The organism is Mycobacterium shunyiense (assembly GCF_058270035.1).
This window is the reverse complement of sequence record NZ_JBZDPT010000019.1, coordinates 149,565-159,625: the sequence shown is the minus strand read 5'-3', so window position 1 is coordinate 159,625 and position 10,061 is coordinate 149,565. Positions and strand designations below refer to the sequence as shown.

Genomic DNA, 10,061 nt, shown 5'->3' with positions numbered 1-10,061 from the left:
AGACCGGTTCGACGTCGCGGGCGGCGGCCATGATCTGTTCGGCGGTGCAGGGGGTGCGCAGGATCCGGTTGGGGATCGGGTAGTCGTCGGTGGCGTCGGCGCTTGCGATGCCGGCGCCGGCCAGGCTGCCTGCGACGGCGCAGGTGGCCACGCCGGTGCGGATCAGGTTCTTGACGCTCGTGCGGTTGGACATGGTGCTCCCACGGTTGGTTAGTGCGCGGCCTGTTCGTAGACGAATCGCTGATCGGGGCAGTAGTAGTTGATGGCGGTGCCGAGGAACTGCCACGCCTGCGCGTCGGTGCTGTCCTTGGCCAGTTGCTTCTTCACGAAGCCGACCGAGTCCTGGGCGGTGTGGTCGACGCCGTTGTGCAGCCGCTTGCACATGATCTTGGCGATCCAGGCGTTGTAGTCCCGCTGCCCGTAGATACCGAAGGTGTGCAGCTCATTGGCGAAATCGGTGTCCGGATCGGCCGAGGCCGGTGCCGCGACGGCGAGACCGGTTGCGGCGCAGATCGACAGGGCAATGATCAGGCGTTTCATCAGGCCAGGGCCTCCTCGGGGTCTCGTTGGACGGGCTTCGGCCACGGTTGTGGCAGCGGACGCTGACGGACCCGCTGAGGCCACCAGAACCAGCGCCCGAGCAACGTGGCGATGGACGGTGTCATCAGCGACCGAACCACAAGCGTGTCGAATAGCAAGCCTAAGCCGATCGTCGTTCCGACCTGACCGATAACGATCAAACTGCTTACCGCCATCGATCCCATGGTGAAGGCGAAGACCAGGCCCGCGGAGGTCACCACGGCGCCGGTACCGACCATGGCCCGGATGATTCCGGTCTTCAGCCCGGCGTGGATTTCCTCCTTTATTCGTGAGACGAGCAGGAGGTTGTAGTCCGCGCCGACGGCCAGCAGGACGATGACCGACATCGGCATCACCATCCAGTGCAGGGGGATACCCACGATGTGTTGCCAGAGCAGTACCGACAGGCCGAAGGCCGAGGCAAGGCTCAACACCACCGTGCCCACGATCACCGCAGAAGCCACCACGGCGCGGGTGAGCACCAACATGATGATGAAGATCAGGATCAGTGCCGCTGCGGCAACGATGATCAGGTCGTAGTCGGCACCCTTCTGCATGTCGTAGTACGTCGCCGAGCTGCCGCCGAGGTAGATCTTGGCCCCCTCGAACGGTGTGCCCTTGATGGCGTCGGTTGCCGCGACCTTCATCGGTTCGATGCGTGCGGTGCCTTCCGGAGTCAGCGGATCACCCTGGTGAATGATGGTGAACCGCACCGCATGTCCGTCGGGCGACATGAACAGCTTGAGGCCCCGCTGGAAGTCGGCGGTATCGAACGCCTCCGGCGGCAGGTAGAACGAATCGTCGTTCTTGGCCGTGTCGAACGCTTCGCTCATGGCGGTGGCGGTGTTCTGCATCGCCATCGTCTGATCCTGTTGGGCCTTCTGCACCTGATACTGGTTCAGCAGCATCTGCTTCTGATGCTTCATCGACTGGATCTGCCGTGGCATCGTGGCGACCATCTTGGGCATCAGGTCGGCCATGCGCTGCATCTCGGGAACCAGGTCCTGGAAGTCGTCGGACATCGTGTTGATGCCGTCGAGGGCGTCGAAGATGGACCGGATGGACCAGCACATCGGGATGTCGAAGCAGTGCGGTTCCCAGTACAGGTAGTTGCGCAGCGGCCGGAACTGGTCGTCGAAGTCAGCCAGGTGATCCCGGACGTCGTTCATGTCGCCCGACGTCGTCTTCATCTTGTCGGCCATGCGCTGTGACACCGCAGCGAGATCCGTCTGGATGCTCATCATCTCGGTCATTGCGTCGATGCTGGTCTGCAGATCCTCAGCTTGATCGAGGATGTTCTGCAGGTTGGTCTGCGCGTAGTCGTTGTTCATCAGCTGGGTCGTACCGCTCTGGCCCAGCGTGTACGGGATCGTCGAGTGCTTGATCGGATCGCCGTCGGGACGGGTGATGGTCTGTACCTGGGCGATGCCGTGCACGTTCTTGAGGGCCTTGGCGATCTTGTCGATGACCAGGAAATCGGCCGGGTTCCGCAGATCCCGGTCGGACTCGATCATCATCAGGTCCGGGTTCATCTTCGCCTGCGAGAAGTGCCGGAACGCGGCGTCGTATCCGACGTTCGTCCCCACGTCCTTGGGCAGGAAGATGCGGTCGTTGTAGGTGGTGTGGTAGCCGGGCAGGGCGAGCAGACCGACCAATGCCGCGACGATGGCGCACACCAGGATTGCACCCGGCCAACGGACGGTGGCGGTGCCGACCCGGTGCCACCCGCGGGACTTCGAATGCCGCTTGGGCTCGAGGATCTTGCCGAATCGGCTGGCCACCGAGATGACGGCCGGTCCCAGGGTCAGTGCCATGGCGACTACCATCGTCATTCCGATCGCCAGTGGAATGCCCATGGTCTGGAAGTACGGCAGGCGGGTGAAGTGCAGGCAGAACGTGGCACCGGCGATGGTCAGACCCGACGCGAGCACGACATGGGCCGTGCCGTGGAACATGTCGTAGTAGGCCGCTTCCTTGTCCTCGCCGGATCTTCGTGCTTCCTGATATCGGCCGATCAGGAAGATCGCGTAGTCGGTGGCCGCGGCGATGGCCAAGGTCACCAGCATGTTGGTCGCGAACGTCGTGAGGCCGAAGAAGTTGTGATAGCCCAGAAGTGCGACAAGTCCACGGGCGCCGGACAATTCGAGCACAACCATCAACAGCACGATCAGTGTGGTGATGATCGATCGGTACACGCCGAGCAGCATGACGGCGATGACGCCGAAGGTGACGAGCTCGATCAGCTCCATGCTCTCGTCGCCGACGATGTTCTGGTCGGTGCTGGAGGCTGCCGATCCGGTGACGTACGCCTTCACGCCATCCGGCGCGGGGCTTTCGGTGGCGATGCGCCGCACCGCCTCAACCGACTCGTTGGCGAGCGTCTCGCCCTGGTCGCCGGCGATGTAGACCTGCACGTAGGCGGCCTTGCCGTCGCGGCTCTGGGCGCCTTTGGCCGTCAGGGTGTCGCCCCAGAAGTCCTGCACATGCTGCACGTGGGTGGTGTCTGCGCGCAGGTCCCGAACCATCTGGTCGTAGAACATGTGCGCTTCGAGGCCCAGTGGCTTGTCACCTTCGAGGACGACCATCACCGAGCTGCTGGTGTCGTACTCCTGGAACTTCTTGCCGACTTCTTTGATGGCGATCATCGACGGTGCGTCGTTGGGGCTCATCGACACCGCGCGCATCTTGCCGACGACCTCGAGTTGCGGCACGACGGTGTTGAGCAGTGCGACGATCACGATCCAGATCAGGATGATCGGCAGGGCGAAGGCCCGGATGAATCGCGGGAGCATCGGATGCGGAGGTGCCGCATGGCGTCCCGTTGGGATGGCGTCGGTCGGGGTGTCGTCGGTCTGGGTTTCTTCCGTGTGGCTGCTCATGCTGCCTTCACAAAGCAGAAGGTTTGTGCGTTCAATCCAGTAGCCGTTCTCTCTTCTTTGACCTCGTCATCGACGGTGACTCGGCAACTGATGCTGCTTCCGTCGCCTTGCGCCATGATGTTGGGTTGCACCGACGGCAATGTGGTTTGCAGGGTCAAAGACCATGGCAGCGGCACGGTTCCGGTGCGCTGGGGTTTGCCTTCGAGGTCCATGTAGTTGATGACGGCGGTGCCGCCCGTTCCGAAGATCTCGTACTTCACGAACTTGGGGTTGAAGTCTTCGGCGTTGTCCGAGGTGGTGTCGGTGATAATCACCGGATGTGCGCCGAAGACCTTGCGGACGTTCATCACGATCAGCACGCCGGCCCCCATCGCGATGACGATCAGTACGGGGAGCCAGATTCGGCGGATGGCCTTCAGCATCGCGGCGGCCCCGAGAGGAGGCCCGCGGCGGGCGTTTCGATGACAGGTGTCACTGGTGGGCCTCCCGACGTTTTCGATGCGATCGCGACAACCCTGCTGTTAGGCGTCCTACGCACTTCGAGGCGTAAAGTTATCCGAATAAGTGGATAGGATCAATCCACTTATGACGCCGCTCACTTTGGACAGAGAGATATGACCGAGGAAACAAGACCCGTGCTGCGCAAGGACGCAGAGCGCAATCGTCAGCGGGTGCTCGACGCTGCGAGGGAGCTGTTTGCCGAGAAAGGTCTTGAGGCGACGCTCAACGATGTGGCGCGCTACGCCAATGTCGGGGTGGGCACGGTGTACCGACGGTTCGCGACGAAGGAAGAGCTCATCGCGGCCATCTTCGTCGACGGTATGGAGCAGCTCACTGCGCTGGCAGAATCTGCGCTGCAACAAGAAGATTCGTGGCAGGGATTCGCCTGGTACGTCGAGAAGATGTGCGAGATCACGGCGACTGACCGGGGATTGCGGGAAATCGCGTTCAGCAAGTCCTATGGGTGCGACCGGGTCAAGGCCTGCCAGGAGCAGCTCGTCCCGGTGTTGACCAAACTGGTGGAGCGGGCCCAGCGTGACGGTTATCTACGTCCGGAGCTGTCGTCCACGGACATGCCGATCTTCGGGCTTCTGGCCGGCACGGTCAGCGAATTCGCCGGCAATGTCGATGCCGAACTGTGGCGTCGCTATGTGGCCATCCTGCTGGCCGGCATGCGCTACCACGCCGGCCAATCGTGCATTCCGGTGAAGGCGCTCGACAGCGATGAGCTCGACACCGCGATGCAGTATTGGGAGCCGGCCGGGCCGCCGCGCTGACCGACACGATGTCGGGACGTTTCGGAAATGCCTGTGCGGGCACAATATCGACGTGGCTATCTACGATGATTCGGACGCTGGTACAGGACAACTGTTTTGCGGGGTCGAGCTGGCCCGCCGGATCGAGAAAGCCGAGTCGGACCTGATCGTCGCGGCGACCCGGTCCGCGGGCGACCGTGGTGCCGACGGGTTGGTGCTGCCGGTCGCCGGCGGATTCGCCTGTTTCGCCGAGGCTGAGTCGCCGATGAACAAGCTGGTCGGCCTCGGCTTCGACGGCGTGCCCGACGAGGCCGTGCTGGGCGAGATCGAACGGGCCTTCGCGGCCAGGGGCAGCGAAACCCGGGTCGAACTGTCCAATCTCGCCGATCCCGAGATCACCGCGCTGTTGTCCGGCCGCGGCTATCGCCTCGCCGAGTTCGAGAACGTCCTCGGCCGCCCGATCGCCGTCGAGGCCCCGTTGGCGACGGAGGTGGATGTGCGCCGGGCCGACGATCTCACCGCGTGGGTGAACGTCGTGGTGGAGGGCTTCGCTCATCCGGACGGGGAAGGCCCGGTCAGCCATGAGCAGTTCCCTGCCGACATCATCGAGAGGGCCGAACGGGACATGGAAAAGGCCGGGGCCACAGCGTATATCGCGCTGTATGGCGGAGCGGTCGCCGGCGGCGGGATGATGCGGCTGAGCGGCGGGATCGCTCAGCTGGCCGGAGCCGCGACCGCGCCGGCCTACCGGCGCCGCGGGGTGCAGGCCGCGCTGCTGGCGGCGCGGCTGGCCGAGGCCGCCGACGCCGGATGCGAGATCGCCGTGGTGACGACGGCTCCCGGCTCGAAGTCACAGCAGAACGTGCAGCGTCGAGGATTCCAGCTGCTGTACACGCGGGCGATCCTGGTGAAACCGGTTGCGGCGGTTCAGTAGAGCATCTTGCGCAGGTTGTCCTCGCGGTAATACGCGTCGAGTTCCTGTTGGGTCTGGTCGGGTTTGAAGGCCTTGGCCATCTGCGCCACCGAGGGCACCGCCGTCGGATTCCAGCTCTCGGGTTTCCAGGCGTCGGAGCGCAGGAACGCCTTCGGGCAGTGGAAGAACACCTCTTCGATGTCGATTTCCAGAGCCAGGATCGGCCGCTTGCCGTCCACCACCATGGCATCGAAATAATCGGCGTCCGAAAGGATCCGGGCGGAGCCGTTGATTCGCAGGGTGTCGCCGCGGCCGGGGATGACGAACACCGTGCCCACGTGCGGCCGCTGCAGGACATTGAGGAAGCCGTCGACGCGCCGGTTGCCTGGCCGTTCCGGGATCGCGATCGTGGTGTCGTCGATGATCTGGACGAAACCCGGCGGGTCGCCCTTCGGGGACACGTCGACGCGACCGTGCGCATCGGTGGTCGCCACGAAACCCAGGGGTGACTGCTTGAGCCAGCCCTGCTGCGCTTCGGACAGGCGGTCGGTCACCTTCTTTGCGACGGCTGGGGTGGGTTGCCCGACGATGGCGCGCAGCTCGTCCGCGGAGGTCACTTCTCGGCGCATGTCTCCATCATGCCCAAGCCGACAAGTGAAATTCCGGCTCCGTGGTTGCGGCGATGCTCCCGCGACAACAACGCAGTGGTCGTTCTCCGTGCCGGGGAACAGCCATGGCGTTGTTTTGGGCGTCCTGCGCTCAGCTGTAGCGGGCCGCCAGCGCCCGGCGGTCCAGCTTGCCGATGCCGCGGCGGGGCAACTCGTCGACGATGTGCACCTCGCGCGGTGCCGCGGTGGCATCCAGCGTCTGGGACACCTGGGCCCGTAACTCGGCCACGTCGGGGGCTGTCGCACCAGGAGCCAGCACCAGCGCGGCCACCACCCGCTGACCGAGCCGCTCGTCGGGCACCCCGAACACCGCGCAGTCGGCGATCGCCGGGTGGCCGGCCAGTGCCGATTCGACCAGTTGCGGCAGTACCGTCAGCCCTCCGGTGCTGACCGCGTCGTCGACCCGGCCCAAGACCCTGATCACACCCGAATCATCCACGGAACCAAGATCATCGGTGCGGAACCAGCCGGGCTCGGCGAACGGATCGGGTGTGACCGGGTTGCGATACCCCTTGGCTACGGTGGCGCCGCCGAGCAGGATGCGGGAGTTGTCAATCCGCACCTTCACACCGTCGAGCGCCACACCGTCGTACACACAGCCGCCTGCGGTCTCGCTCATCCCGTAGGTGCGGACCACGTTCACCCCCGCCGCTCGGGCCCGTTCGGCCACACCGGCCGGCATCGGTCCGCCGCCGATCAGCACGGCATCGAGTCCGGCCAGCGCTTCCGCGGCGGCCGGGTCCTGAAGGGACTTGTCCAGCTGTACCGCCACCAGCGAGGCGTAGCGGCGCCCACTGCCCAAAGCGGCTACCGCCGAAGGCAACTCGGCCGGCTCGAAGGAGGCCTGGATGGCGACGGGCGTGGTACCGGCCAGCACGCTGCGCACCAGCACCTGCAGGCCGGCGATGTGATAGGCGGGCAGGGCCAGCAGCCAGCGGCCCGCACCACCCAACCGGGCGTGGGTGGACTCGGCGCTGGATCGCAACGCCGCCGCGGTCAGCAATGCGCCTTTGGGTTTCCCGGTGGTGCCCGAGGTCGAGATCACCAAGGCGACGTCATCGTCGATCTCCTCGCCGGCGCGCAAAGTGGTTGTCAGCAGGGAACTCTGACGCTCGTCGTCTGCGGGCACGGGCAGGATCGCCGACTCGCGGTCGGTCAGAACGTCATCGAGGACTGCCAGCAACGGGCCCGTCGCAGATCCGACGGAGACGGGGCGGAGAACGGCTATGCCGGGCCCCCTGGCTCTTTCGGGTCATCACTGTCGGTGCGGCCGGTCTCATCGGTGTCGACGGAATCCTCGGCATCGCGCGGATCGTCCAACGGCCAGCCCTTGGCGGCGAGCCGTTGCCGTACCCGTTCGACGTCCTCCACGCGGGGTAGCTCGTCGGTGATCTGGGTGATCAGCACGCCGATGTCGATGTGATCGAAATCACCGCGATCGATGAGATCCCGTGCGACTGCTTTGACTTCGTCGTTCGTCAGGCGCCGGGTCAGCAGCGCCAACAGCGGCACCCGGTCTGGTCCGGGCACCCCCTCGGGGTACCCGGCGTTCAGCCAGGCCGCGATCTTCGCGAGAAAAGCGTTCACTGTGCCTACTCCTGATGCACCCGAGCGACGTTCCACCGGACAGACGAGTTTGAGTCGGAGGACCGCATTGATGTTAGTGGTGCCGGCCGACTCTGGCTCGCAGTGAACTTATAGCCCGCTCGGGGATCGGCAAACCGCCCCGGCGAACAAACCGGGGTGGACAGATGAACACTCGGTGAACTCATTCGTAGCGTATTCGAATTCCCAGCTCAGCGAGGTGTTTCCAGCTGGTCAAAAACGCCAATGGTCCGACAGAATTACCGCCATGAGCGCTGAGCTGATCGTCCTGGTGCTGTTGATAGCAACAGCACTGGCCTTTGACTTCACAAACGGCTTTCACGACACCGGCAATGCCATGGCCACTTCGATCGCCACGGGGGCGCTGAAGCCCAAGACCGCTGTGATCCTGGCGGGTGTCCTCAACCTGGTCGGCGCGTTCCTCTCGGTCGAGGTGGCCGTCACGGTCACCACATCGGTGCTCAAGATCCAGGACAGCAAGACGGGGTCGCTGGTATCTGGCATCGACGCCTCGACGGGTCTCACGATCATCTTCGCCGGCCTGATCGGCGGCATCCTGTGGAACCTGCTGACTTGGCTCTTCGGCATTCCGTCCAGCTCGTCGCACGCGCTCTTCGGCGGGCTGATCGGCGCGGGGCTGGCAGCTATCGGACTGTCCGGGGTCAACTGGTCCGGCGTCCTCCAGAAGGTGCTCATCCCCGCGATCGCGGCTCCGTTCATCGCCTGCCTCGTCGCTGCCGCCGGAACCTGGCTGGTCTACCGCATCACCCGCAACGTGCTGAAGAAGCGTCGCGAGCAGGGTTTCCGCTGGGGCCAGATCGCCACCGCCTCGCTGGTCGCCCTGTCACACGGAACGAATGACGCCCAGAAGACCATGGGTGTCATCGCGCTCGCCCTCATCACCACCGGGCACCTCACCGGGGATGTGAAGGAGAACGGTCTGCCGTTCTGGATCATCGCCTCCTGCGCACTGGCCATCGGCCTCGGCACCTACATCGGCGGCTGGCGCGTCATCCGCACGCTGGGCAAGGGCCTGGTCGAGATCGAATCCCCGCAGGGGCTGGCCGCCGAAGCATCCTCGGCCGCAATCATTTTGAGCTCCAGCGCCGCGGGTATGGCGCTGTCCACAACTCACGTCGCCACCGGCTCGATCCTCGGTAGCGGCGTCGGCAAGCCCGGCGCCGAGGTGCGCTGGGCCGTGGCCGGACGGATGGCGATGGCCTGGCTGATCACGCTGCCCGCCGCCGGAATCGTCGGCGCGCTGGCGTTCTGGCTGTCGCACGGTGTCGAGTCGCTCACCGGGGCGGCGCTCGCCGGCGACGGCCTGATCTTCCTGATCCTGGTCGCCCTGTCCGGATACATGTGGTGGCGCGCCCAGCAGCAGAAGGTCGACCACAAGAACGTCAATGCCGATTGGGATGACTCCACCAACTCGGTGGTGCCGGCCGAGGTGCGTGAGGCCGGCAAGCCTGCCGCCACAGTCGACAAAGCCGCAGTCTGACCGGATCTAGCTAAGGAATCAGCTGATGATTTATGTGGACTCCATCTTCAAGGTGCTGGTTGTGGGGTTGATCCTCGGAGCCGGTCTGCCTGCGGTGTTCGCCACGGGTCTGGTGGCCTACTCGAACGGCGCCGGCGGCACTCACGAGGACGGCACCGTCGTGGCGCCCAACCCCGTGCTGAAGTTCCTCGGTCTGGCGCTCTTCGCCGTCGTCGCCGCGGTGATCGTGATCGCGATCCTGTGGATCACCAAGACCACGATCATTCATCACTTCGGATTCAACCCCGTCCCGTTCATTCCGGGTAAGTGAGCGGCAGCATGACCGAAACGACGAGCTTCCTCGACAACGTGCTGAGCTGGTTGCGGGCCGGATACCCGGAGGGCGTGCCGCACAAGGACCAGTTCGCCCTGCTGGCGTTGCTGACCCGGTCACTGTCCGAGGACGAGGTGGTCCGGGCCACCCACGACATCCTGCGCTCCTCCGACGGGGACAGTCCTGTCACCGACGACGAGATCCGGGACGCGGTGCAGAACGTCATCGACAAGGAACCGCTTCCAGAAGAGGTCAACCAGGTCGCCGCTCGGCTGGCCTCGGTGGGCTGGCCGCTGTCGACCCCGACGCGCTGACACTATTGCCGCATACGGCTGCGCATCGCCGAT

Annotated in this window: 12 protein-coding genes; 5 read left to right on the top strand and 7 right to left on the bottom strand. The window is 64.8% G+C overall.

The window, feature by feature from the left end; genetic code table 11:
* From AC4ELS_RS12850 to AC4ELS_RS12835, 4 genes are all read right to left on the bottom strand, one after another.
* On the bottom strand, window positions 1-193 hold a 193-nt coding region (locus AC4ELS_RS12850; RefSeq protein WP_499047650.1), incomplete at its 3' end, for a DUF5078 domain-containing protein.
* A gap of 17 nt (window positions 194-210) precedes the next feature.
* Window positions 211-540: a DUF732 domain-containing protein gene (locus AC4ELS_RS12845; RefSeq protein ID WP_064957065.1), complete on the bottom strand. Its 330-nt coding sequence runs from the start codon at window positions 538-540 to the stop codon at window positions 211-213.
* Entirely contained in the window at window positions 540-3,458 is a 2,919-nt protein-coding gene (locus tag AC4ELS_RS12840) for an MMPL family RND transporter (protein ID WP_448443747.1), read from the bottom strand. The genes AC4ELS_RS12845 and AC4ELS_RS12840 overlap by 1 nt, the downstream gene beginning before the upstream one ends.
* Window positions 3,455-3,880: an MmpS family transport accessory protein gene (locus AC4ELS_RS12835; protein ID WP_064886758.1), complete on the bottom strand. Its 426-nt coding sequence runs from the start codon at window positions 3,878-3,880 to the stop codon at window positions 3,455-3,457. Before AC4ELS_RS12835 ends, AC4ELS_RS12840 begins: the two co-directional genes overlap by 4 nt.
* A 192-nt stretch (window positions 3,881-4,072) precedes the next feature.
* Here AC4ELS_RS12835 and AC4ELS_RS12830 point away from each other — a divergent pair, with 192 nt between their 5' ends.
* Together AC4ELS_RS12830 and AC4ELS_RS12825 are read left to right on the top strand one after the other, a co-directional pair.
* The gene (locus AC4ELS_RS12830) at window positions 4,073-4,735 is read left to right on the top strand and encodes a TetR family transcriptional regulator (RefSeq protein ID WP_448443743.1); all 663 of its coding nucleotides are present in this window, start codon (window positions 4,073-4,075) and stop codon (window positions 4,733-4,735) included.
* Between the two features lie 52 nt (window positions 4,736-4,787).
* Window positions 4,788-5,648 carry a GNAT family N-acetyltransferase gene (locus tag AC4ELS_RS12825; RefSeq protein WP_064886760.1) on the top strand — a complete coding sequence of 287 codons (861 nt, stop codon included), beginning with the start codon at window positions 4,788-4,790 and terminating at the stop codon, window positions 5,646-5,648.
* On the opposite strand, the gene AC4ELS_RS12820 is transcribed toward AC4ELS_RS12825, so the two are convergent.
* From AC4ELS_RS12820 to AC4ELS_RS12810, 3 genes are all read right to left on the bottom strand, one after another.
* The gene (locus AC4ELS_RS12820) at window positions 5,642-6,256 is read right to left on the bottom strand and encodes a pyridoxamine 5'-phosphate oxidase family protein (RefSeq protein ID WP_064886761.1); all 615 of its coding nucleotides are present in this window, start codon (window positions 6,254-6,256) and stop codon (window positions 5,642-5,644) included. The genes AC4ELS_RS12825 and AC4ELS_RS12820 overlap by 7 nt on opposite strands.
* 130 nt (window positions 6,257-6,386) lie before the next feature.
* Window positions 6,387-7,478, bottom strand: coding sequence for an o-succinylbenzoate--CoA ligase (menE, locus tag AC4ELS_RS12815; protein ID WP_499047648.1), 1,092 nt, complete (start codon window positions 7,476-7,478; stop codon window positions 6,387-6,389).
* 41 nt (window positions 7,479-7,519) lie between these two features.
* Window positions 7,520-7,882, bottom strand: a complete 363-nt coding sequence (locus AC4ELS_RS12810; protein ID WP_499047646.1) for a DUF3349 domain-containing protein — start codon at window positions 7,880-7,882, stop codon at window positions 7,520-7,522.
* Between the two features lie 265 nt (window positions 7,883-8,147).
* Between AC4ELS_RS12810 and AC4ELS_RS12805 the strand changes: the two genes are divergently transcribed.
* The 3 genes from AC4ELS_RS12805 to AC4ELS_RS12795 are packed head-to-tail and all read left to right on the top strand — an operon-like array spanning window position 8,148 to window position 10,028.
* Window positions 8,148-9,401 carry an inorganic phosphate transporter gene (locus tag AC4ELS_RS12805; RefSeq protein ID WP_064886763.1) on the top strand — a complete coding sequence of 418 codons (1,254 nt, stop codon included), beginning with the start codon at window positions 8,148-8,150 and terminating at the stop codon, window positions 9,399-9,401.
* A gap of 25 nt (window positions 9,402-9,426) precedes the next feature.
* Window positions 9,427-9,711, top strand: a complete 285-nt coding sequence (locus tag AC4ELS_RS12800; protein WP_064886764.1) for a hypothetical protein — start codon at window positions 9,427-9,429, stop codon at window positions 9,709-9,711.
* Window positions 9,712-9,719: 8 nt separating this feature from the next.
* Entirely contained in the window at window positions 9,720-10,028 is a 309-nt protein-coding gene (locus AC4ELS_RS12795; RefSeq protein WP_064886765.1) for a DUF3349 domain-containing protein, read from the top strand.
* The last annotated feature ends 33 nt before the right edge of the window (window positions 10,029-10,061 follow it).